Source organism: Bacteroides galacturonicus, assembly GCF_003096855.1.
Taxonomy (GTDB): domain Bacteria; phylum Bacillota; class Clostridia; order Lachnospirales; family Lachnospiraceae; genus Lachnospira; species Lachnospira rogosae.
Map to the genome: position 1 here is coordinate 167,474 of NZ_QEOA01000002.1, position 23,657 is coordinate 191,130.

The following is a 23,657-nucleotide window of genomic DNA, read 5'->3' on the forward strand; positions in this document are numbered from 1 at the left end:
TGATTTAGTTGTATTATACATTAAATTGTATATAAAATCCAGCTATTTTATGCAAAATTCATTCATTTTACACAATATTTTTGATATTTATTAATAACCGCTGGACATCATCTTCTTAAGATAATCGGATATTTCTTTGCCATATCGGTTGGAAATAACGCTGAACTGGCTTGGGGTAACACAGACCAGGCGGATATTACTGTACCCTCTTGCTCCAAACATATATTTCTTTACAATGTTAGTCTTCTCTATCATAAGCTTTACATTATCATCAGGCTTATTTCTTGTAATAATTATAAATGAAATATACGAATACATATGATTTTTACAAGGAAGTTTGTTATCATTACGGACAAAATGCGGTTCTATCTGCTCAATCGTGAACTTAACAAGATCCTTTAACTGTTCTTCATCAAGTGAATCACTGTTAATAAAGAATAAATGCTCAAAACATTTCATATCCCATAATTTTGCAGAATCAGTTGTCGAGAACTTATCCCTGTTCTTGTAATTATATGCGTATATGACAAATTTTCTATTGTTAAACCAATAATTATGATATATATCAAATGTATCCGAAATACCATTTAATATAGTATCAATAAACTCTTTCCTTCTCATAATCCTACTACCTGCTATAAATCCTGATATCTGTCATATTGAAGTGCCCAGACAATACTTGATATTTACTATATAAATAATTATATACTGTTATCTGCTTCTGTATAATATGACTTAACTGTTCCTTAACCGGCTAATAACCTTTTGAAAATATTCTGGCAAATCTGCACTATATTCCACATACTCTTTGGTTGTCGGATGTATAAAGCCAAGAACACCTGCGTGCAAGGTCTGTCCACACAGATTAAATGGAGATTTGCCGCTTCCATATACATCATCTCCAAGCAGCGGATGTCCTATGCTTGCCATATGAACTCTTATCTGATGTGTCCGTCCGGTTTCTAACTGACATTCAATGTAGCTGAATTTGCCAAATTGTTCTAATACCCTATAATGCGTTACTGCCCTTTTACCATTCTTTTTATCAACTGCCATCTTCTTTCTATCTGATGGATTGCGGCCAATCGGAGCATCTACAACACCCTCAGTGTTATTAAATTGATTATGTACTATAGCATAATATTTTCTTGTAATAGAATGAACACTTAACTGCTGCGCAATAAAATTATGTGCATAATCATTCTTGCAGGCAACGATAACACCTGTTGTATTCATATCAATTCTGTGAACTATTCCCGGTCTTAATACACCATTAATTCCCGATAGATTATCACGGCAATGATACATCAGGGCATTAACAAGCGTTCCACTATAGTGCCCTGCAGCTGGATGTACAACCATACCTTTTGGCTTATTAATAACTATTATGTCGTCATCTTCATACACTATATCAAGCGGAATATCCTCAGGAACAATTTCAGGAACTACAAGCTCAGGAATATGTACATTTATAATATCATCAGCCGCAACCTTATAATTGGATTTGACTTTGTTATTATTGACAGTAATCATCCCCTCATCAAGCAGCTTCTGTATTCTTGAACGCGATACATCTGCCAGTTCATCAGAAAGATACTTGTCAATTCGTGTATTCTTATCATCAATATCTACAATAAATGTAGTATCTTCCAGCAAATTTTCTTTATCCGTATTTATTATTTCGTCAACCATAGTATTCTGCATTCTATTCCTCAATTCTAATAATAATCCAAGATTCATATAATTAATATATTGCCCTGCTTATTTCTTTAAAGATAAGAACGCAAAATCATCTTCATTCTTATATACAAAAAGAATAAGTATTATAAATATAATAACTGACACTGTAACATAACAATCTGCTATATTAAATACTGGAAAATTAATTATTTTGAAATATATAAAATCACGCACATATCCCAATCTCACCCTGTCTATAAAGTTTCCTATAGCTCCAGCAGCAAGTAAAATACAGGTTATGTATACAGGTATATATTTCCTGATTAATGGTGTCTTAAGAACTACGTATGTAATTAAACATATCATAATTACTGTAAGCACCAGAAAGGCATTAATTTTCCCGCTAAACATTCCAAATGCACTTCCGTTATTTCTAAGATATGTAAGATGAAGAACATCTTTAATAATTACAAAATCCGGCTTATTGTACAACCTTTGTTCAGCTATATACTTAGTTATCTGGTCTATCTGCGTAAGCACTGCTGTTATAACAATATATAAGACAAGGCTTAATATTCGTCTTTTCTTACTAATGCAGTTAAAATCCTGCTGTGCTGTGTTGATAATATCTGTATCTGACATATACTCTATTCTCCAATTATTATGTTCTCTTTATAAAACAGAATGTGCTTTGCACATTCCCACGCCAAGCACGGTCGTTAGCGTCAAACCAAAGCTTCGTGCAAGTGTGTATCATCGTCACATAGTATTTTTATGTAATATGGTGTTTTATTGAAATTACCTATTACATAAAATAACATCTTTTAATGCTGCAAGCATCTCCTCATCTGTCACATCATAGTCAATATAAGCATTACCGATTTCTTTTAAAAGAATGAATTTAATCTTGCCTGCATCCATTTTCTTATCACTCTTTGATACTTTGACAACATCTTCTGCTGTAATTCCTGTTACATTAAGCGGGAAATCATATAACTTGAACATATCTATTGCATCATTATAAGCCCCCTCATCAATATCGCCTCTGTTGACTGATATTCTTAATGCAGCAATCATTCCAAGTGTAACACATTCACCGTGATAGAGTTTAAAATTCATAAGTTTCTCTATTGCGTGTCCTAATGTATGTCCATAATTAAGAAGTGCCCTGTCGCCTTTTTCTTTAGGATCTTTTTCTACAACTTCTCTCTTTATATTGCAGCTTACATATATCATCTGCTCTAAGGCATCTGAATTCCGGTTCTTAATGTTGCTTATATTATCTCTTAACCATTTATAATATGCGGCATCTTTAATAAGACCGTGCTTGATTATTTCACCAAAACCGGAATTGAATAATCTGTCTGAGAGGCTCTTAAGCACTGATATATTCATATATACAAGCTTAGGCTGGTAAAATGCTCCTACCATATTCTTGTATGCTCTGAAATCAACACCTGTCTTTCCACCAATACTTGAATCAACCTGTGCAAGAAGCGATGTGGGAACCTGTATAAAGCTTATTCCTCTAAGATATGTAGCTGCTGTAAATCCAGTTAAATCTCCAACAACACCACCGCCAAGTGCTACAAGCATATCTTTTCTATCAAAATGGTTCTTAATAAGAAACTCATAGACATCTTCAACTGTATCAAGATTCTTGTTAGCCTCGCCAGCTTCAAATACATATGTAAATACCTTATTGCCAGTCTTTGATAACTGATCCTCTACATACTTCGCATATAAAGGTGCAACATTGCTGTCAGACACAATACAGAGTTTTCTTCCTGTAACTCCTAACTTATCAAATTCTTCTGCTAACTTATCGAAGCTCTGTTCAATAACAATATTATATAAAGGCTTTCCTTCGTATTTAACATTAATACACTTAGACATAATATTCTCCAATCTAATCTTAGTAATAACTAAACTGCCACTCCTTGCAAACCAAAGAGTGGCAGTAATATAAATTATCTAGAACTTTGTATCATTCTTAAATGATGTAAGATCAATACCACCAGCTACTATCTACTATCTCAGGAATATCTCCTGAAATATCCACATTAGGAGGTGTAACAAGGAATATGTAATTGGTAATCTTCTGTAAATTACCTCTTATCGAATAACATGAGCCTGCTGAGTAATCAATTATTCTCTGTGCAATCTCAACGTGAATTCCTTCAAGATTAAGTACAACAGCCTTACCACTTAAAAGCGTATCTGTTATCTCACTTGCATCTTCCATAGACTCTGGTCTGATAACAACTACTTCAAGACCTCTCGCTGTCTGCTTAATTGGAACAACCTTTCCTCTTGAGTTCTTAGGCTTGTCGCTCATTGTAAATGAAGTTGATGTATCTTCATCATCTGACTTCTTAGAACCTGAAAAAAGCTTCTTTCTTGCTGAAGGCTTATCATCATCTTCGTCATCATCAAACTCTTCATCGTAATCGTAATCATCATCAAATTCATCATCCTGAACCTTGAAAAGATTCAAAAATCCATCAACAAAACTCATAACATCTCTCCCTAATATATTATAATATTACATTAATTATAGTAACTAAAAATCTTATCCTTCTGTATCAACACACATATGTCTTTATCTTACGCATTACCATAATCTCTATGTCCGAATATAGCAGTACCAACTCTTATATGAGTAGCACCTTCTTCAACAGCTATAACATAATCATTAGTCATACCCATTGAAAGCACATCCATATTGATATTATCAATGTTTTTAGCATTAATGTCAACACATAATTGCTTTAATTGTCTGAAATAACACCTATTATCTTCGGGATTTTCTACATATGGAGCACTTGTCATCAATCCACGGACTCTAATTCCACTAAATCCACTAATTGCTCTAACAAACGCTTCAACTTCTTCTGGTTTAAAACCAAATTTATTAAGTTCGCCTGCAACATTTACTTCAATTAAAATGTCAGCTACAATCCCTTTTTTAACAGCCTCCTGATTAATAGCCTCTGCTAATCTTAATGAATCAACCGAATGAATCATAGAAGCCCTGCCAACAACATATTTAACTTTATTACGCTGTAAATGTCCTATCATATGCCATACTATATCTTTAGGAAGCGCATCAACTTTATCTACCATTTCCTGAACATAATTCTCTCCAAACTGGTGTTCACCACATTCATATATCTGCATTATATCTTCCTGTGGCTTAGTCTTGCTTACTGCAATAAGGCACACTTCACTCTTATCACGTCCGCTCCTCTCGCAAGCTGCTTTAATATTCTTCTTAACAGCTTCATAATTAGATTTTAGCATTTCATTATGATTATCCAACATAGCAATTCTCCATTCTGATTAATATATCATTTCATTTGGCTGGTATTTCAATGCGTCTAATATAATTCGGTCATACACTGATATTCCGTGTGTAAGATTTTGCTTGACAATATAATATTCATTATTCTCATCAATAATCTCAACCGGACAGAATATTGTATATCCGGTATTAACACAATATACACCTTTTAACTTCTTCGTTGCCCCGATAACATACCTTGATGCAGAGTCTGGCATTACAACCGCAATTCCTGATTCCCAGTCTGACTTGCTTACATACACATAATCATCAGTAAGCTTGTATATATCTGCTTCAACAAATGTAGTTATAAGATTACCATTATCATATTTCTCACATATAAATCCCTGATTACTGCTGTTACCACCTTTTGTAAGGTAAGACCTTGGAATTTCGTAGAATTCATTTTCTGTAACTGCTGACACAGGTATCTTCATACCACTCTTACCAGTTGTAACAAGCTCAATATCAAGAAATCTTTCCTGTGCATATCTTATCATATAGCTGTCTAGTGATAACTTTCCATAATAGCCATCGCTCTTCTCTATAATAGAAAAACCACATTTTACTGTCATATTATCTTTCTTAATCTTAATATTAAGGCTTTTCTTAGAAGCCAGTCCATACTCATCAATATCATCTTTAGATAACCTGATAAGCATATACCAGTCTTCACTTGTAACTATCTTATAAGCAGGATTACCTGATACAATAAGTGATTCACCTTTTAAATTATTCTTATTATAGTTATCTTTATTGAAATGATTAGTTGTTACATTGTTGTCATTAATCTGTTCATATCCGTCAACCGCATATACAACAATACCATTGCTTTCAGCTGTTACTGTCTGGAAAAGGTTCTGGCTTCCTGTATTCTCTACAATAGAATCAAGGTTAGCAACAACATTTTCATTAATAGACTGTAATACAGTCACATTAAGGTCTGATTTCAGGTCATATACATATGTAAAATCACTTCCATCATAATCAGTCTTATAATTATTGAGTGTCGTCTTAATATCTGATAAATTCTTCTCTGAAAGTGAATTCTCACCTAATTTGTTATATGAAGAAAGTATCTCTGATACCCTGCCGGTTTCATCGACAGTATAAATGGTATCACCCTTCTTAACTCTCGTCCCTTCCCGCTGGTAATAATTGACATTGCCAGAATAAGGCGAATTGTATACACTTTCCTCTCTTACTGCTAACGCTGTAAATACAGCATTATTCGTTAATGAACCTACGTTAACTTCATATGTCTGAACCTTTGCTTTGGTTGTATACAACACAAAAAAACATATTATATAAATAAGTACAAGGGCAAATATAAATGCCACAGCCCGTGGTCTTCTTTTATACCTGACTACTTTATTACCTGGCATAACTCCTCCCTTAATCATTAATAATACATCAAAAGCTACCGTTCTTGTTCAAACGGCAGCTTATATTTTAATAATTCTCACTGATTATTGATATATTTCTCTCCATTCCATATCGCCTCTTTCCAGCGACTTAATCAATAATTCTGCTGTGGCAAGATTAGTTGCTAATGGAATATTATACATATCACACAGCATACATATATTATTAGAATCTGGTTCATGAAGATTTGGTGATTCCACATCTCTTAGGAAAATGACAAGATCAAGCTGATTATGCTCAATCTGGGCACAAAGCTGCTGGTCACCACCAAGATGTCCTGCAAGGAACTTGTGTATAGAAAGATTAGTAACTTCTTCTACAAGTCTTCCTGTTGTACCCGTCGCAAATAACTGATTCTTGTTTAGAATTCCTTTGTATGCAATACAGAAATTCTGCATTAATTTCTTCTTTGAATTATGTGCTATTAAACCAATGTTCATAAGAACCCCCTATCTTATGCTGTTATTTTATCAAGATTGCATTTTAATGCTATGGCTTGTTACAGCCAATATCTTTAATACTTATCTATTATCCACGGAAATCATCTGCAAATATCTCATCATCTCTGTCGACATTTCTTTGCAGATTGATATTCAACACAATTCCCATTGCCGCAAATAAATTAACAAGTGATGTTACACCACAACTAAAAAATGGAAGTGGCAAACCTGTATTAGGCAGAAGCTTTGTAACAACGCCTATATTAATAAACGTCTGGAATGCTATATACGCCGCTACACCGCAGCATATCAGCCGCCCTTCTAAGTCCTTAGCCCTTACTGCTGTAATTATACACTCTATTACGATAGTAAACAACAAAAAAATTGTAATTAAGCAGCCTACAAATCCAAGTTCTTCACCTATAACCGCAAATATAAAGTCATTCTGTGCTTCTGCTATATATCCGGCATTCTTAAGTGAAGATGGATCTTCATTATTAAGGCCTTTACCTGATAACTGTCCTGAACCTATTGCCTGAACCGCATAATTCTGCTGATATACACCAGCACTTACCGTTCCATCAGTAGAATCACTTCCGTATATGAAATCGACAATACGATTTCTCTGATATTGTTCCATAAATATAGGATCCGGTGTAGCAATAATGTATACAAGAAATGCTGCTATAAGTGGAACTACAACAAGCAGCACCATACCAATTATCTTATAACTTATCCCTGCACAGAATATAATAGTAACTACTATAAGAACAACCATAACAGTGGTAGATAAATCTGGTTCTTTAACTATAAGCAGTATAGGAACTAAAAGTACAAGTGCAATTATGACAAGAAACTTCCACGTATTAAGCCTGTCCTTATACATAGATATTACCTTAGCTAAGAATATGGCTATAATAAGCTTCATAAACTCTGAAGGCTGTATCTGAAAAGATGTACCTATGCCAAGCCATCTTTTCGCACCGTGGCTTGATTTACCTATAAGCAGTACAAGAACAAGCAGTATATTGCCTATTGCATACCAAAGCCAGTAATATTTAGTTATAAATTTGTAATCAACAAATGATATAAAAATCATCATTAAATATGCTACAGCCATACCAGCACCCTGCTTTATGGTATAACTTGAATTAGCACTGTTTACAACCATTAACGCATATATACAGGTAATTGTTATCAAAGCAATAAGCCTGAAATTATACGATCTTAGTTTATATTTTTTAAACATAAATTCTCCACCACAATAATCCTTATTTGATTACACGTGATTATTTGTCACTATTTCTCATATCCTTAATTGGAATATTAGCATAGATTGCAGGTACAGAACCATTATCACCTTCTGATTCTGTAGATGTTATCTGGATATCAAGTCCTTCTGCATCTATTACCATGTATTTTGAAATAACTTTAATTATGTCATTCTTTATCATTTCCATAACTTCAGGAGAGCAATTAGCCCTGTCAGATACGAGCAAAAGCTTAAGTCTGTCTTTTGCTACATCACCAGAACCCTTCTTCTTAAATAAATCAAGTAAACTCATATCTTCTTCCATTCTGCCATATATGGCTCATATACTTAAGGCCTGAAATGGTCTTAGTTCTTTTTATCACCCTTAAAGAGTGATGATAACTTCTTAAAGAATCCACCCTTGCCATTAAGATCAAGGAAAGGTACATCTTCACCGAGAATTCTATGACATATATTCATATATGCCTGTCCAGCCATACTGCTGTCACCTACTAAAGGCTGCCCCTTGTTAGTAGCAACTACAATATTCTCATCATCTGGAACAGCACCTATTACATTGAGCTGTAAAATGTCGTTGACATCTGCGATTGACATCATCTCACCTCTGTTGACCATATCCATTCTTATTCTGTTGACAATTAAATCCTCGCGGTCTTTTAAGCCATTAGCATCTAATAAACCTACAATTCTGTCAGCATCACGGATAGCTGAGACTTCTGGAGTAGTTACAACTAAAGCTCTGTCAGCTGCAACTATGGCATTCTGGAAGCCCTGCTCAATACCGGCTGGGCAATCAAGTAATATGTAATCAAAGTTCTCTGGATCTGCTTTAATCTCATCTACAAGCTTAATCATCTGTTCAGGTGAAATAGCTGACTTATCCCTTGTCTGTGCTGTTGGAAGAAGATACAGATAAGGACATCTCTTATCTGTAATCATAGCCTGCTTTAAACGACAGTTACCCTCTACAACATCTACAAGATTGTATACAATTCTATTCTCAAGTCCAAGTACTACATCAAGGTTTCTAAGGCCTGTATCTGTATCAATCATAACAACCTTTTTTCCAAGCTTAGCAAGACCAGTACCTATATTAGCTGTAGTTGTAGTCTTACCTACGCCGCCTTTTCCTGACGTAACAACAATAACTTCACTCATTTTATTTCCTCCAAAATTAATATACTAAGTAAATAAATACACAATAAAATAATTATGCGTAATTTTGCTCATTAAATCAAGACTTTTTTTGAATTTATGAACATTTATTCTAAAATAAACCTGTTTACACATTCAAATTTATAAATGAATATCTTCAAGTACATCCTGTGCAAAATCTTCAACATATATATTGCCTTCAAATACATATGCTATCTTAGGCTGTACGCCTTTGACCTTACTCTTTAATCTCTTCTTTATAACAACAGGAGCATCTGAACTTCTGGCTATAACATCTGCAATCTTAATCTGCATAGGATCCATATCAAGAGCAACAACAAATGCATTCTCATTGCCATTGGCACCTGCATATATATTGCCTCTTAAGCTTCCTAATACGATAACATTGCCACACGCTATAACCTTGCCACCCGGATTAACATCTCCAAGTATTACTACACTACTCTCTGTTTCAAGAACTTGTCCTGATCTTAATGTTCCTTTATAGAACTGGCATAATGGCTGTGTAAGTGTATTATCTGTCGATACATCATCTATGCTGGCACTGGAAAATACACGGCTGTGCATAACCTCTTCATTTGTATTATCATATGGTACATCTGGCAATATGCCATCTCCGGCAACCTTGGCGATTGCTCTTGCGTACACTTCATCTTTATCCTTGTTGTGTTCCATCAGACACACAATGTTAATATCCGACTCCTCAGATATAATATCAAGAATTTCCTGCTCCTCGTTGTCAGTAAGATTTCTTCCTTCAAGTGATAATGCAAGATTGGCTTTTTCAAAGAATTTGGCTGACGCCGCAAATTTGGTTCTTATTCTGTCTTTGAGCTCGTCAAATCCAAGATTATCATCGAGTTTAACAGTAATTCCATTCTTACTTCCCTTGATTACTACTGAGTTATCCAACTATCTTCACCCCTTATTTAATATTATTTATAACTATTCCATTCCATAATATATCTTATACACATCTGCTGTCAAATCCATAGATGTTGTTGATGAGTATCCATGCTGGATACATACTGATACACATATCTGCGGATCATCGTATGGAGAATATGTTACAAGTAATGAATGGTCCGGTTCGTTAGTATTTTCCTGTGCAGTACCTGACTTAGCTGCAATCTTTAAACCAAGCTTGGCTATTGTTGAATATGAATTACCTGCGAGCATCATACCCTCGTGTACTGTACTCCATATATTACTGCTTAGTTCAACCTGATGATCAACATCAGCGTGATTATCTTCAATAAGATTACCATCAGAATCTGTAATCTTATCTACTAGTGTAAGATTATAGCAGGTTCCTGATGTAGCTATAGTTGTTACATATCTTGCAAGGTTTAATGTACTGTATTTGTGGTTACCCTGACCGATAGCTGAAGCAACTGAGTTAGTATTAGAAGCCATTGGCTCACTTTCCTCAATTTCAACACCTGCTTTAGTCGATAAACCCAAAAGGTCTGAGTATTTCTGTAATATAGTTGTTCCGTAAGTACTGTTATAATTGCCATTCTTACTGCACGCAAGATTATAACCTACATTATAGAAGAATACATTACAGGAATCTCTTATTGCTGTTGCAGCCACTTCGCCACCATGTCCTGATAATCTCCAGCATTTTGGTGATGGTGTTACTTTATCAAATGAACCAGAACAATAAAATGTAGTTCCAGATGATATTATACCTGTATCCATACCTGCTATAGTTGTGCATGGCTTGTATGTTGAACCGGGTGCAGTAAATGACTGTGTTGCCCTGTTTAACATAGGACTTGCCTTATCATTAATAAGACTGTTGAAATACTTGGCATCAACGCTTCCTGACAGCTTGTTATTATCATAGCTTGGATAAGATACCATTGCTATGATATCACCATTCTTAGGATTTGTTACAACAGCAGATGCTGAACAAGGTTCTAATGCAAGCTGGGCAGGAGTTATTATTTTATTAGATATCGCATATGTCATAAAATCATATGCTCCAAGGCTTCCTGCTGCTAATGCTGAATATCTTGAATTCTCAGAATTCATATCAAGCACTCCCTGTTCATACAAAAGCATACATACCTGTCTTCCTGATATAGAACCAGAATTAATCATATATTTATACATTTTCTTATAAAATGAAGTATCTTCCCTTAAATATCCATCAATATAATCAAGAAGTGCATCATATGATTCTTGTAAACTTGTGTACTGTTCAGTAGAGAAAACATTAAGATTAATCCAATTCTTAGCTATTCCGTGTGTCAGAAGTTCTTTAAGACTTGTTCCATCTGCCTGTGTCCAGTCCTTATATACATCATCTGTTGTATCGACATTAGATGTATTAAATACCCCTCTGTCTTTAAGGCTTGTATACACATACCATATATAAAGCTGCTGTTCTTCGCTGAGCTTTCCATAAGGTGTATCACCGTCAGCTAACTCACTTCGTATCCAGTCCATTGTACTGTCCTGTTTTGAAAGAAAAGCTGAATAAACCTGTGCCTCCGTGTCTGTACTCTGTTCAGCGATATGCTTTATTGACACAATATTGTTATCAATAAGTGCAAAATATACTTCTTTAGCAAGAATGTATACAGTATCTACACTTCCGTTAGAAGTATATGAATACTTGGTATCACCACTTGTCATATAAGTAAGAAGTATCTGTACAAGTCTGTCCTCAATTGCATTATATAGATTTTTCTGAAGATTAATATCGATTGTAAGGTACACATCATTGCCAGTCTCTGGGTCTGTCTCACCAAGTACCTCTGTAATTCGTCCTACTGTATCTACATAAACCTGTCGTTCACCCTTAGTACCTGAAAGCACGGATTCCATACTCTTCTCAATACCACTCTTACCTACAGTATCGTTACTGTCGTACTTATCTCCAAGTGTTTCTAACTCGCTTGTAGATACTGTACCTGTGTATCCTAATATCTGTGAGCAGTATACACTGTCCACATATCTTCTTATATATTGTTCTTCTACTGTAACACCTGTCAGATCATCTGAACTCTCAAGTATTGCCGCAACAGTTTCATCTGATACCTCATTGGCAATTGTAAAAGAAATGTATCTGTTATATGAATTAGCAGACATATATCTTCTTAAATTAACAATCATAAGTGCATGGTCAACAGAAAAACCTGCTGCTTCTACCATATACCCCTGTGATTTAAGGAAACTAACTGTTGATGAAAGAACCGTTGCCTGATTTTTTGAACTATCAGACGCAACAACAACCTCATACTTTTCACATAACTGTCTGAAAAGCTCCTGTGCTGTTACATTTCTTTCTTCATCACTAAGCTCACTTATTGAACGTTTGCCATATATATCCCTTAAAAATCTTAAAAGTTCATTATCCTTTATATTGAATACATACTGTCCGTCTTCATATACAATAGGAAAATCATTAGAATATGTATCTCCCTTTGCCTCAATAATATCAAGTGTCTTATCTATTGAAGCATTAAGCTTTTCATTCTTCTCTGCGTTATTGTTATATTTACCGCTGTCACTTATTCTTACGGCATATGCAAGGTCATTATAAGCAAGAAGCACACCATTCTTGTCGAATATTCTTCCTCTTGTCGCCGCAACGCTCATATCTTTCTGTATAGAACTTGATAAATCTTTTACATAAGACTCTCCATTGATTATCTGCAATCCAAACAGCCTGTTAATAAGCACGCCTACCAATATGGCAAATACCAATATAAGTGGAAAAATTCTTGATTTGAAAAGACTTAATATATACTCAAATACTTCCTTCATCTAATATACCTTTTTTCCTTTTCTTCCATTGAATATCTAATATTGAATCGAACTTCATCAAAGGATAATACAATACCAATGCTACAACTAATGTATACACAACCTCCGGCATAATAAATCTTCTTAAAAAGAAGTCTACATTCAGCCTGTTGTGTAATAAGAAATTGCCTATATATGATAAAAATTCAAAAACAAAATCAGATGCCATTATCATTGCCAATGGAATAAGGACTTCAACCTTCTCATATTCTTTATAAAATATTCCCGAAAAATATCCTATGTATACAAAAACCAATGCTGAAAATCCAAACAGTGAAGAAAAGAAAAGATCATACATAACACCTGATAAGAAGCCTACTAACATTCCTTCATTCCTGCCTTTAAAAAAGCCAAACAGCACCGGCAGTATTATAAGCAGATTAGGTGTAATGCCACCTATTCCGATAGCATTGCCAAATGTAACCTGTATCAGATAAAATAATAATATTAAAATTATTTCTGCAACTTTCCTTTTCATAACACTCCTGCTTTAAATCACTGATTTTTCATTTCCGTTATAATAAGTACCTCTTGAAGATTATTAAAATCAACTGCTGGGACAAGATAACCTGACTGTGTCAGATTATTAGAGTCCGCTGTTACATCCTTTGCATATCCTATAAGAATTCCCTGAAGATATTTGTCGCTGATATTGGAAGTAACTATCTTATCACCATTTCTTACTGTTATATCAGCCTTAATATGGTTAAGATGTACAAGACCACTGTCAGAAAGCTCAATATCTCCCTCAACTATACAGGTATCATTAGTATCTATTAACATTCCACTTACTGAATTATTATCTTCAATAATTGTCTTGACTATGGAATAATTCTTTCCTACCTCAGCAACTATTCCAACAAGGCCACCACTTGCAATAACATTCATATCTTTCTTAATTCCGTCATCAAGGCCTTTATCTACTTTAAATGCCTTAGACCAGTTATCTGTTGTAACACCGATAACTCTTGCACCTACTTTAGTATAGCCCGGATACTTCTCGTCAAGCTTATATAGCTCTCTAAGACGTGTAAGTTCATAGGAATCCTGTCTTAACTGGTTGTTCTCTTCTGTCAGATTATCTATCTGGTTCTTTAACTCATTATTCTCGTCTAATACAACTGAGATTTCCTGTAAAGTAGTAACTTTATCATAGGTCCAAAGTCCAAGATTATTCATTCCCTTCTGCAACGGAACAACAACCATAGAAACAGCATTTCTTAAAGGTGCTACAAGACTATCTGTAAAGAAGCTTGTTGAAACAAATATTATACATACAACCGTCACTGCAATAAGAATGTATCTTGATGTCATATATGAAGATAATTTTTTTCTCATATTACCTGTCCTTAATCATAATTTTTATCTTGTGGAGTATATGCAACCTTAGAAAACTGTGGGTTATTTACTACTCCTATAAGACCTCTTACAACACTTTCAGAAGGCTGGTCTACGATATTAACATTAAGATTAGTCTCCTGCTTTATAAACTGTTCAAGATTGTTAATCTGTGATGTACCACCTGATACATATACACCATTCTTAATAATATCAGCTGCAAGTTCTGGTGGAGTTCTCTCAAGTATAACTTTGATTGCATCCATAATTGAGTGAAGTGCATCAACAATCGCATTATAGACAACATCTGATGATACATCTACGCTTACAGGAAGTCCTGAAAGTACATTACGTCCAAAGCCGAGTGCAAATGTTTCTTCAACCTTTACCGCACTTCCAAGTTCCTTCTTTAAGCTTTCTGCTGTCTTGCTTCCTATTACAAGATTGTATACCTTTTTAACATTATTGATAATGCAGTCATCAAGCTTATTACCACCAATCTTGATTGACTTGCTTATTACAATACCACCTAATGACAATACAGAGATTTCTGTTGTCTCTGCACCGATATTAACCATCATAATACCTCTTGACTTAGTTACATCAAGACCTGCACCGATTGCATCTGCAACTGGCTTATCAACGATATATATATTCTTGGCTTTAACTTTTGAATCAGCAACAAGTTCATAAAATGCTCTCTTTTCTACTTCAGTAACATCAGTAGGAACTGCAATATAGAAATCATTATTGCCTGTATTCTTCTTATCTCCATTAACCTTATTAAAGAAATTAAGAAGTAAAGTCTGCATATTCTCAATATCTGCAATCACACCAAACTTAACCGGGAACGAAACATCAATATTCTCTGGTGCTTTCTCATACATTTCATATGCTTCATCACCAAATGCTAAAAGGTCTTTCTTATTAGCAATGGCTATAATGTTCTTCTCATTTAATATTGTATCTTTTTCTTTACAGCACATTTTAAAATTACTTGTACCAATATCAATTCCATATACGTTAGACATATTTTCTTCCTTTCCTGTAGCAACAATTCTATTGTCTCAAATAACCACATTCATTAAGACTTGTGAAATTATTATCTCCAATAATTATATGATCTATCAGATGTATTCCAAGAATAAGACCCGCCTTTCTTATCTGCTCTGTAACACTTATATCCTGCGGACTTGGTGCTGGATCACCGCTTGGGTGGTTGTGAATAAGAACTATGCTTACCGCTTTGTTCTTACAAGCTTCACTAAACACCTCTTTAACTGAAACAAGTGAGCTGTTCACCGTTCCTATTGATATAACACTGTCCTTAATAAGATTAAGCCTGCTGTCAAGCATTACAAGAACAAGACGTTCTTTGGTTAAATGTCTCATATCCTGCATATAATACTCAGCAATAGCATATGGCGATGAAAAATCCAGTCTTTTCCCTGCTGACTGCTTGGCAAGTCTTCTTGACAACTCACAGATACACTTTAACTGTGCCGCCTTCGCAAGCCCTATTCCCTTGATATCCATAAGTTCATCAATAGACATATCAAATAGTCCTAACAATCCTTTGTTATGGGACTTGTCAAGAATATCCTTTGCAAGCTCTCCCGCAGGCTTTCCTGATACACCAGTCTTTATTATCGCTGCAATAAGTTCTGTATCAGTAAGCGACTGTTCACCCAGTGATATACATTTCTCGTATGGTCTTAAGTCTTTAATACAATCTTTGTCACATATTAAATTGTCATTCATAAAATCTTAGATAAGATTTACCCTAAATAAATTTATATATAACAATTGCGAGTATAACGCCAATAATACTGGCAATTGTTATCTTAATCTGAATTGAAAATGTAAGAACAATAAATCCCAGATTAAGAATAACAGGACTCTCCATAAGTCCCGCCCCAAATGACTGGCCATATGAAAGCCAGCTAAGTGCTGGTATGCCCGATGTTATCTCAGCTATAAGCCCACCCAGCACAATACCTATAAGAATGAACAGTATAAGAAACCAGCCATTCTTGTACTTGGAAATACTACTCATATTCCTCCATTCTTGCGTATTAATATTAATAATACGCTAACATTTTATCAACTTTTTTATAAGAATACAATATTAACTATTCAATATATTATAATATTATTAAAAAACTGACTAATGTAGTATAACACAATTACTAAATCTTAAGAAGCCCTTTTTCATACATTTTCTGCATACTCATCATAATTCCAAGCTTAGCGTGGTACCATGTAAGACCACCCTGGAAATATACAGCATATGGTTCTTTTACAGGACCATCCGCACTAAGTTCTATTGATGACCCCTGTACAAATGCACCTGCTGCCATAATAACATCTGAATCATAACCTGGCATTGCCCAAGGCTCAGGTGTTACAAAGCTGTCAACTGGTGCTGCTGCCTGAATACCCTTACAGAAAGCTATAAGACCTTCCTCTGATTTTAACTCAACTGCCTGAATAATGTCATATCTTTCCTCTGTGGCATCAGGGACGCACTTAAATCCAGCCTTTTCATATACATTTGCTGCAAATACAGCGCCCTTAAGTGCACCGGCAACTACAGTTGGTGCAAGGAATAATCCCTGATAGAAATCTTTGTTGACACCAATTGTTGCACCAACCTCTTTTCCAAGACCCGGTGAAGATAATCTGTAAGCTGCCTGTTCAATGCAGTCTTTTCTTCCTGCTATATATCCTCCACAAGGTGCAAGTCCGCCACCTGGATTTTTAATAAGTGAACCGACAACCATATCCGCACCGACTTCTGATGGTTCAATCTTCTCAACAAATTCACCATAACAGTTATCTACCATACATATAACGTCTGGTTTGATATCTTTAATAAAATGTATAAGCTCGCCAATTCTTTCAACAGATAATGTCGGACGCGTTGCGTAACCCTTAGAACGCTGTATAGTAACAAGCTTAGTCTTTTCATTAATAGCTTTTCTTATTCCATCATAATCAAAGCTTCCGTCATCTAACAGATCAACCTGTCTGTATGATATATTGTATTCTGCAAGACTTCCCTTTGATGGTCTTATTCCTATAATCTCATCCATAGTATCATATGGCTTGCCAACTGGCGATAAAAGCTCATCACCTGGTCTTAAATTAGATGAGATAGCTACATTTAAAGCATGTGTTCCACATATAATCTGTGGTCTTACAAGTGCGTCCTCTGTCTTGAATATATCTGCATATACTCTCTCAAGAGTATCTCTTCCCTCATCATTATATCCATATCCGCTAGTACCTGAAAGGTGCATCTCAGCGACCCTGTTCTTCTGCATAGCCGCTATAACCTTTAACTGGTTATACTCAGCCACTTCATCAATAGCTTCAAATCGTTCCTTTAAATTTTCAAGTACATTATTGCCATAATTGTATACAGCTTCATCAATTCCAAGCTGTCCGCAATACATTTCCTTCATTATCTTTCTCCCTGATTGTTAATTTTGCATTACTTAATAATACCACTATCTTTAAGCTTATCAAGCATATAATCCATAATTTTAACGCAATCATAATCATATTCGTTAATATTAATCCAGTCAATAACTTTTTCTCTCCTGAACCACGTAAGCTGTCTTTTTGCAAAATGTCTTGTATCACCTTTAATCTGTTCCTTTAATAAGGCGATACCATTTTCATCAATAGTGCTTCCATAAGGCTTACCTGAGGTATCCCAGTAATCAAGAATTTCTTTATAGCCTATGCCCTGCATAGAAGTATTATCCCTGCCTATGCCCATTTTGGTAAGCAACTGCATTTCATCAATAAGACCATCATCGAACATAATATCAACTCTTTTATTAATCCTCTCATAAAGATTATCCCTTATGTCATTGAGAACAAAATATTTATAATTATATGGTGAATCTTTTTTTCTCTGCTCCTCGTTGTGTTCAGATATTCTGTTGCCAGTCTGCTTGTAATATTCCAGTGCCCTTACAACTCTCTTTACATTTCTGTAATGTATGCTCTCCGCTGATTTAGGGTCTACATTTTTTAACATCTCATAAAGATACATAGCACCTTTTTCTTTCTCAAGCTGGTACAGTTCCTGCCTGTAAGATGTATCCGCATCATTGTCTTGAAATTCTATATCATACAATAAAGCCTGTATATAAAATCCTGTACCACCTACAATCATAGGTATATAGCCGTCATTTCTTATCTGTTCTATAGCCTTTAGTGCTTTTTCTTTAAATATTGTGACATTAAACTCCTCTGTAGGTTCTATCTCGTCTATAAGATAATGCTTTACGCCTTGCATTTCAGAAGATGTAATCTTAGCAGTTCCTATGTCCATATGCCTGTATACCTGCATAGAGTCTGCACTTATTATCTGTGCCCCAATCTTTTTTGCAAGCTTTATAGAAAGAGAAGTCTTTCCGACAGCAGTTGGCCCTGTAAGTATAATTAAAGGTTGTTTACACATACACTATTCCCCTTTTACACTATTCGTTTAAATTTCTTTTCTATATCATATTTACTCATAACTATAAGCGTTGGCCTGCCGTGTGGGCAGTTATATGGATTGTCAGCTTTCATAAGTTCTTCCATAAGTTCCTTTGCTTCTTCATATGATATTTCGTTATTGCCCTTAATAGCCGCCTTGCACGACATAGATGCCACCTTTTCTGTAAGTATATCCATATCTGTCATTCTGCCATCCTGCATAAGACCATCTATAAGGTCAGTTAACATCTGCCTGTAATCAAGCTTCGGAAAACCTGCCGGTATTCCTGTTACTTTATATTCATTGCCGCCAAATTCTTCTATCTCATATCCAAGCTTATTAAATATTGACATATTCCTTTTAAGTACTTCTTCCTCATTCATATTAAGAGTAAGAATAATAGGCGGCATAAGCATCTGTGTATCAATTTTTTGAGTTCTTAATTTATTCATCGTCTTCTCATAAAGAACTTTTTCGTGTGCTGCGTGCTGATCCATCATATAGAATCTGTCCTCAAATTCTATAAGCCAGTATGTATCAAATAATTGTCCTATTATCCTGTAATTATTCTTATTCTTCTCATCTAGAAGCTTATCCTCAAATAAAGATATCTGCCTGCTCTCCTCTGCTTTTCTTGAATTGTACTGTACAATATCTTCTTTAATAAGTTTATCAGACCTCACGGTTTCAAATGGCTCTGGAAGCCTTGTTTTATTCATAATCGAAGATTCATTAGCGATAACCTTATTCTCATTTATAGCACCTGAACCTGCCGGTACACCATATTGCTTGACCGTAGCACCTGAGCCTGCCGACATATTATGTTGCGTAGCCGCAGCACCTGAATCTGACGGTACATTTTGCTGTACTCCAGTTGCACTATACCAAGCCATCTGCTTCTGTTCTTCTGCCTTCTTTTGCTCCAGCTCATCATTATGAATTTTATTCATAAACTGTCCATCTGGTTCAACTTTTGCCACAAGTTCTTTTCCCTTAAGCGTTGATAATATTGAATCATATACGAAATTGTATACATACTCGTTATTCTGAAATCTCAATTCCATCTTGGTAGGGTGGACATTCACATCAATTATATCCGGACTTATCGTAAAATGTATTACAGTGAACGGATAATTATGAGGCATTATAAAACCTTTATAAGCTTCCTCAATTGCCTTATTAATTATATTGCTCTTTATATAACGTCCGTTAATGTAATAATTCTCGTAAGTCCTGTTACCTCTGTTAATAAAAGGTTTCCCTATATAACCCTCAATCTTAATATCCTGTGTCTTTGCATTAATATCATACAGATTAGCAGTTATATCACGGCCATACACATTATATATAATATCCTTTAATTTCATATTTCCTGATGTATGAAGCTTATTCTGGTTATTATTAATAAATCTGAATGAAACCTCAGGATGTGATAAAGCCATATACTGCATTAACGCATTAATGTATCCTGCCTCTGTCATCGCTGACTTTAAGAACTTTCTTCTGACTGGTGTATTAAAGAACAAATTTCTTATAATAAATGTTGTTCCATCAGGTGCACCGATATCTTCAACAGATATAACCTCGCTGCCCTCTGACTGATACCTCGTTCCTGTTATATCATCCTTAGTCTTGGTTATTAATTCAATCTGCGATACTGCCGCTATACTCGCAAGTGCCTCACCCCTGAAACCAAGTGAGGATACAGTTAAAAGGTCTTCAATTGACTTAATCTTACTTGTGGCGTGTCTTTTAAATGCAATATCTATCTCATCTTTCTTAATACCTGAACCATTATCCGTAACCCTGATAAATGAAATTCCGCCTTCCTTTGCTTCGACAGTTACAGCAGTCGCCCCGGCATCTATTGCATTTTCAACAAGCTCTTTTACAACAGAAGATGGTCTTTCTATAACTTCTCCTGCCGCTATTTTATTAATTGTATTCTGATCAAGTAACTGAATTCCCATATTAACCCTCACTTCACATTAATTCTCATTAACAAAGTATCTGTTCTTAACCTTGCCCTGAAGCTTATAAAGAATATTAAGCGCATCGATTGGTGTCATATTGCTTATATCAAGCTCTTTTATATCCTTTATTATATCATCGTCCTTTACAGTATCAAAAAGTGTCATCTGCTTTACTTCCAGTTCATTGACCTTCTTATAACGGTCATTCATCTTCTCCACTTTCTTTGAATACTGTGCAATATCCTTTGCCTTTTGTGATATATCTGCATCACTGAGTTCTACAACAAGTTCCTTAGCCCTGTTTAATACATTTTCTGGAACACCTGCTAATTTGGCCACCTGTATTCCATAACTCTTATCTGCACCACCTTTTATAATCTTTCTTAAAAATACGATGTCATCCCCGCACTCTTTAACTGCTATACAGTAATTATTAACGCCGTCAAGTGTTCCTTCAAGTTCTGTCAATTCATGGTAATGAGTTGCAAACAATGTCTTTGCTCCTAATATCTTAGTGTTTGCAATGTGTTCGACAACCGCCCACGCTATACTAAGACCGTCAAATGTACTTGTGCCTCGTCCTATCTCATCAAGAATTATAAGGCTATTAGATGTCGCATTACGGAGAATATTAGCAACCTCTGTCATCTCAACCATAAATGTAGACTGTCCGGAAGCCAGGTCATCAGATGCACCTACTCTTGTAAATATCCTGTCTACAATACATATATTAGCAGAGTCTGCAGGGACAAAGCTTCCTGTCTGTGCCATAAGGACAATAAGAGCTGTCTGCCTCATATATGTTGACTTACCAGCCATATTAGGTCCTGTTATTATCGCAACCCTGTTGGAATTATTATCAAGATATGTATCATTGGCTATGAACATATCATTGCTTATCATCTTCTCAACTACTGGATGCCTTCCATTCTTTATATCAATTACACCCTTATCGTTAATCTTAGGCCTTACATAATTATTCTGTGTCGCAACAACTGATAATGAAGCATATGCATCTATCATAGCAACCGCTTTTGCTGTACCCTGTATGCGGACTACCTGCGAGGCAATACGCTCCCTTACCTCGCTGAAAAGGTCATATTCCAAAGAATAAAGCTTATCCTCTGCACCAAGAATTACATCTTCAAGATGTTTAAGCTCATCTGTTGTATAACGCTCTGCATTAGTCAATGTCTGCTTTCTTACCCATTCAGGAGGTACTTTGTCCTTAAATGAATTTGTCACCTCAAGATAATAGCCAAACACTTTGTTATATTTAACCTTTAATGTCTTAATTCCTGTTCTTTCTTTCTCTCTTATCTCAAGCTCAGACAGCCATTCCTTTCCTTTTATCTTGGCATCTCTTAACTCGTCAGCCTCTTTTGAATAGCCCTCTTTTATAATACCTCCATCTCTTACTGATATTGGTGGTTCTTCAACTATAGCTGAATTAATAAGCTCGTACAAATCAGCAAGGTCATCAAGCTTATCATAGCAGGCTGCAAATTCCTCTGAATGGAAATTACCTATAACCCTCTTAATATGTGGAAGCATTTCAAGTGTATTCCTGAAAGCTATTAAATCCCTTGGATTGGCTGTCTTACAGCTTATCTTAGTCATAATTCTTTCTATGTCATACACTGGATTAAGGTATTCCCTTAATTCTTCCCTGTCGATAAGGCTGTCGCCCAATTCTTGTATACAGTCCTGTCTTTTAATTATATCATCTTTGTTAATAAGCGGCTGTTCAATATAAGAACGTAACATTCTTGCACCCATAGCTGTCTTAGTCTTATCAAGCACCCACAGAAGCGAACCCTTCTTCTGCTTTTCTCTCATTGTCTCAACAAGCTCAAGATTTCTTCTTGATGAGCTGTCAATAAGCATATATTTGCCTGACGAATAAGGAAGAAGTGTTGTGATATGAGGCATATTGCTTTTCTGTGTCTCATATAGATAAGTCAGGAGTGCACCCGAAGCTATTATTCCAACTGTATAATCTTTTAAACCAAGTCCATCTAACATCTCCATATGAAAATGTTCCAGAAGCCTTTTCTTACAGGTCTCCTCGTTAAAATACCAGTTATCAAGCGTTGACATAGCTATTCCAAGTTTTGTATTGACAGTATCAAGATTAATGCCACTCATTGCGAAGTATTCATTAACAATTATCTCCGATGGCACGAACTTATTAATCTCATCTATAAGCTCACTTCCACCGGCTAACTCTGTCACAAAGAAATCGCCCGTTGAATAATCCGCTATTGAAACTCCAAGATTATCACCAAGATATACTATACTCATCATATAGTTGTTCCTTGTTTCATCAAGTCCAAGTGTATTAATATTAGTTCCCGGTGTTACCACCTTTATTACTTCTCTTTTTACTATGCCCTTTGCCTGCTTAGGGTCTTCCATCTGCTCACATATTGCAACTTTATAGCCTGCTGATACCAATCTGTTAATATAAGTCTCCGCAGCATGAAAAGGAACGCCGCACATAGGTGCACGTTCCTTTTGTCCGCAATCTTTTCCTGTGAGAGTAAGCTCTAATTCCTTAGATGCAACTACAGCATCATCAAAGAACATTTCATAAAAATCACCAAGTCTGTAAAACAGTATACAATCCTTATATTCATTCTTTGTAGCAATGTAATGCTGCATCATTGGTGAATACTCAGCCATCTTTATC

General features: G+C 35.3%; 22 protein-coding genes. All 22 read right to left on the reverse strand.

Annotated elements, in window-relative coordinates; translation table 11 throughout:
- Window positions 1-90: 90 nt before the first annotated feature.
- Complete coding sequence (locus C7390_RS00830; protein WP_022501771.1) at window positions 91-621, reverse strand: hypothetical protein; 531 nt, start codon at window positions 619-621, stop codon at window positions 91-93.
- 114 nt (window positions 622-735) lie between these two features.
- On the reverse strand, window positions 736-1,704 hold the full coding sequence (locus C7390_RS00835) for an RluA family pseudouridine synthase (protein WP_022501772.1): 969 nt from the start codon (window positions 1,702-1,704) through the stop codon (window positions 736-738).
- 57 nt (window positions 1,705-1,761) lie between these two features.
- Window positions 1,762-2,322 carry a signal peptidase II gene (lspA, locus tag C7390_RS00840; protein ID WP_022501773.1) on the reverse strand — a complete coding sequence of 187 codons (561 nt, stop codon included), beginning with the start codon at window positions 2,320-2,322 and terminating at the stop codon, window positions 1,762-1,764.
- A gap of 156 nt (window positions 2,323-2,478) precedes the next feature.
- Entirely contained in the window at window positions 2,479-3,576 is a 1,098-nt protein-coding gene (gene aroB, locus C7390_RS00845; RefSeq protein ID WP_116443412.1) for a 3-dehydroquinate synthase, read from the reverse strand.
- A 112-nt stretch (window positions 3,577-3,688) separates the two neighbouring features.
- Window positions 3,689-4,198: a cell division protein SepF gene (locus C7390_RS00850; RefSeq protein WP_116443413.1), complete on the reverse strand. Its 510-nt coding sequence runs from the start codon at window positions 4,196-4,198 to the stop codon at window positions 3,689-3,691.
- A gap of 89 nt (window positions 4,199-4,287) precedes the next feature.
- Window positions 4,288-5,004 (reverse strand): YggS family pyridoxal phosphate-dependent enzyme, encoded by a 717-nt coding sequence (locus C7390_RS00855; protein ID WP_318295451.1) that lies wholly within the window; start codon window positions 5,002-5,004, stop codon window positions 4,288-4,290.
- Window positions 5,005-5,022: 18 nt separating this feature from the next.
- Complete coding sequence (locus tag C7390_RS00860) at window positions 5,023-6,408, reverse strand: HlyD family efflux transporter periplasmic adaptor subunit (RefSeq protein WP_116443414.1); 1,386 nt, start codon at window positions 6,406-6,408, stop codon at window positions 5,023-5,025.
- Between the two features lie 84 nt (window positions 6,409-6,492).
- On the reverse strand, window positions 6,493-6,888 hold the full coding sequence (locus C7390_RS00865) for a methylglyoxal synthase (RefSeq protein WP_022501778.1): 396 nt from the start codon (window positions 6,886-6,888) through the stop codon (window positions 6,493-6,495).
- A gap of 88 nt (window positions 6,889-6,976) precedes the next feature.
- Complete coding sequence (locus tag C7390_RS00870) at window positions 6,977-8,137, reverse strand: FtsW/RodA/SpoVE family cell cycle protein (RefSeq protein WP_022501779.1); 1,161 nt, start codon at window positions 8,135-8,137, stop codon at window positions 6,977-6,979.
- Window positions 8,138-8,177: 40 nt separating this feature from the next.
- Window positions 8,178-8,453, reverse strand: a complete 276-nt coding sequence (gene minE / locus C7390_RS00875; protein WP_022501780.1) for a cell division topological specificity factor MinE — start codon at window positions 8,451-8,453, stop codon at window positions 8,178-8,180.
- A gap of 53 nt (window positions 8,454-8,506) precedes the next feature.
- The gene (minD, locus tag C7390_RS00880) at window positions 8,507-9,319 is read right to left on the reverse strand and encodes a septum site-determining protein MinD (protein WP_022501781.1); all 813 of its coding nucleotides are present in this window, start codon (window positions 9,317-9,319) and stop codon (window positions 8,507-8,509) included.
- A gap of 138 nt (window positions 9,320-9,457) precedes the next feature.
- Window positions 9,458-10,249, reverse strand: a complete 792-nt coding sequence (gene minC, locus C7390_RS00885) for a septum site-determining protein MinC (RefSeq protein WP_022501782.1) — start codon at window positions 10,247-10,249, stop codon at window positions 9,458-9,460.
- Between the two features lie 33 nt (window positions 10,250-10,282).
- The gene (locus tag C7390_RS00890) at window positions 10,283-13,117 is read right to left on the reverse strand and encodes a penicillin-binding transpeptidase domain-containing protein (protein ID WP_022501783.1); all 2,835 of its coding nucleotides are present in this window, start codon (window positions 13,115-13,117) and stop codon (window positions 10,283-10,285) included.
- A complete protein-coding gene (gene mreD / locus C7390_RS00895) occupies window positions 13,101-13,634 on the reverse strand; it encodes a rod shape-determining protein MreD (RefSeq protein WP_022501784.1) in 534 nt (177 codons plus the stop codon). Before mreD ends, C7390_RS00890 begins: the two co-directional genes overlap by 17 nt.
- Before the next feature lie 17 nt (window positions 13,635-13,651).
- Window positions 13,652-14,494: a rod shape-determining protein MreC gene (gene mreC, locus C7390_RS00900; RefSeq protein ID WP_022501785.1), complete on the reverse strand. Its 843-nt coding sequence runs from the start codon at window positions 14,492-14,494 to the stop codon at window positions 13,652-13,654.
- Between the two features lie 11 nt (window positions 14,495-14,505).
- Window positions 14,506-15,525 (reverse strand): rod shape-determining protein, encoded by a 1,020-nt coding sequence (locus C7390_RS00905; RefSeq protein ID WP_055174709.1) that lies wholly within the window; start codon window positions 15,523-15,525, stop codon window positions 14,506-14,508.
- Between the two features lie 28 nt (window positions 15,526-15,553).
- The gene (gene radC / locus C7390_RS00910; RefSeq protein ID WP_055306594.1) at window positions 15,554-16,255 is read right to left on the reverse strand and encodes a RadC family protein; all 702 of its coding nucleotides are present in this window, start codon (window positions 16,253-16,255) and stop codon (window positions 15,554-15,556) included.
- Between the two features lie 22 nt (window positions 16,256-16,277).
- Window positions 16,278-16,550, reverse strand: coding sequence for a DUF4321 domain-containing protein (locus C7390_RS00915; RefSeq protein WP_022501788.1), 273 nt, complete (start codon window positions 16,548-16,550; stop codon window positions 16,278-16,280).
- Between the two features lie 133 nt (window positions 16,551-16,683).
- On the reverse strand, window positions 16,684-17,961 hold the full coding sequence (locus C7390_RS00920; RefSeq protein ID WP_022501789.1) for a methionine gamma-lyase family protein: 1,278 nt from the start codon (window positions 17,959-17,961) through the stop codon (window positions 16,684-16,686).
- 29 nt (window positions 17,962-17,990) lie between these two features.
- Entirely contained in the window at window positions 17,991-18,971 is a 981-nt protein-coding gene (gene miaA, locus C7390_RS00925; RefSeq protein WP_116443415.1) for a tRNA (adenosine(37)-N6)-dimethylallyltransferase MiaA, read from the reverse strand.
- 14 nt (window positions 18,972-18,985) lie between these two features.
- On the reverse strand, window positions 18,986-20,962 hold the full coding sequence (gene mutL, locus C7390_RS00930; protein WP_116443416.1) for a DNA mismatch repair endonuclease MutL: 1,977 nt from the start codon (window positions 20,960-20,962) through the stop codon (window positions 18,986-18,988).
- A gap of 18 nt (window positions 20,963-20,980) precedes the next feature.
- Window positions 20,981-23,650 carry a DNA mismatch repair protein MutS gene (mutS, locus tag C7390_RS00935; RefSeq protein ID WP_116443417.1) on the reverse strand — a complete coding sequence of 890 codons (2,670 nt, stop codon included), beginning with the start codon at window positions 23,648-23,650 and terminating at the stop codon, window positions 20,981-20,983.
- Window positions 23,651-23,657: the final 7 nt, after the last annotated feature.

Coding starts and splice junctions, on each gene's coding strand:
- C7390_RS00830 (WP_022501771.1), bottom strand. CDS start 621: ATGAGAAGGAAAGAGTTTATTGATACTATATTAAATGGTATTTCGGAT.
- C7390_RS00835 (WP_022501772.1), bottom strand. CDS start 1,704: ATGCAGAATACTATGGTTGACGAAATAATAAATACGGATAAAGAAAAT.
- lspA (WP_022501773.1), bottom strand. CDS start 2,322: ATGTCAGATACAGATATTATCAACACAGCACAGCAGGATTTTAACTGC.
- aroB (WP_116443412.1), bottom strand. CDS start 3,576: ATGTCTAAGTGTATTAATGTTAAATACGAAGGAAAGCCTTTATATAAT.
- C7390_RS00850 (WP_116443413.1), bottom strand. CDS start 4,198: ATGAGTTTTGTTGATGGATTTTTGAATCTTTTCAAGGTTCAGGATGAT.
- C7390_RS00855 (WP_318295451.1), bottom strand. CDS start 5,004: ATGTTGGATAATCATAATGAAATGCTAAAATCTAATTATGAAGCTGTT.
- C7390_RS00860 (WP_116443414.1), bottom strand. CDS start 6,408: ATGCCAGGTAATAAAGTAGTCAGGTATAAAAGAAGACCACGGGCTGTG.
- C7390_RS00865 (WP_022501778.1), bottom strand. CDS start 6,888: ATGAACATTGGTTTAATAGCACATAATTCAAAGAAGAAATTAATGCAG.
- C7390_RS00870 (WP_022501779.1), bottom strand. CDS start 8,137: ATGTTTAAAAAATATAAACTAAGATCGTATAATTTCAGGCTTATTGCT.
- minE (WP_022501780.1), bottom strand. CDS start 8,453: ATGAGTTTACTTGATTTATTTAAGAAGAAGGGTTCTGGTGATGTAGCA.
- minD (WP_022501781.1), bottom strand. CDS start 9,319: ATGAGTGAAGTTATTGTTGTTACGTCAGGAAAAGGCGGCGTAGGTAAG.
- C7390_RS00890 (WP_022501783.1), bottom strand. CDS start 13,117: ATGAAGGAAGTATTTGAGTATATATTAAGTCTTTTCAAATCAAGAATT.
- mreD (WP_022501784.1), bottom strand. CDS start 13,634: ATGAAAAGGAAAGTTGCAGAAATAATTTTAATATTATTATTTTATCTG.
- mreC (WP_022501785.1), bottom strand. CDS start 14,494: ATGAGAAAAAAATTATCTTCATATATGACATCAAGATACATTCTTATT.
- C7390_RS00905 (WP_055174709.1), bottom strand. CDS start 15,525: ATGTCTAACGTATATGGAATTGATATTGGTACAAGTAATTTTAAAATG.
- radC (WP_055306594.1), bottom strand. CDS start 16,255: ATGAATGACAATTTAATATGTGACAAAGATTGTATTAAAGACTTAAGA.
- C7390_RS00915 (WP_022501788.1), bottom strand. CDS start 16,550: ATGAGTAGTATTTCCAAGTACAAGAATGGCTGGTTTCTTATACTGTTC.
- C7390_RS00920 (WP_022501789.1), bottom strand. CDS start 17,961: ATGAAGGAAATGTATTGCGGACAGCTTGGAATTGATGAAGCTGTATAC.
- miaA (WP_116443415.1), bottom strand. CDS start 18,971: ATGTGTAAACAACCTTTAATTATACTTACAGGGCCAACTGCTGTCGGA.
- mutL (WP_116443416.1), bottom strand. CDS start 20,962: ATGGGAATTCAGTTACTTGATCAGAATACAATTAATAAAATAGCGGCA.
- mutS (WP_116443417.1), bottom strand. CDS start 23,650: ATGGCTGAGTATTCACCAATGATGCAGCATTACATTGCTACAAAGAAT.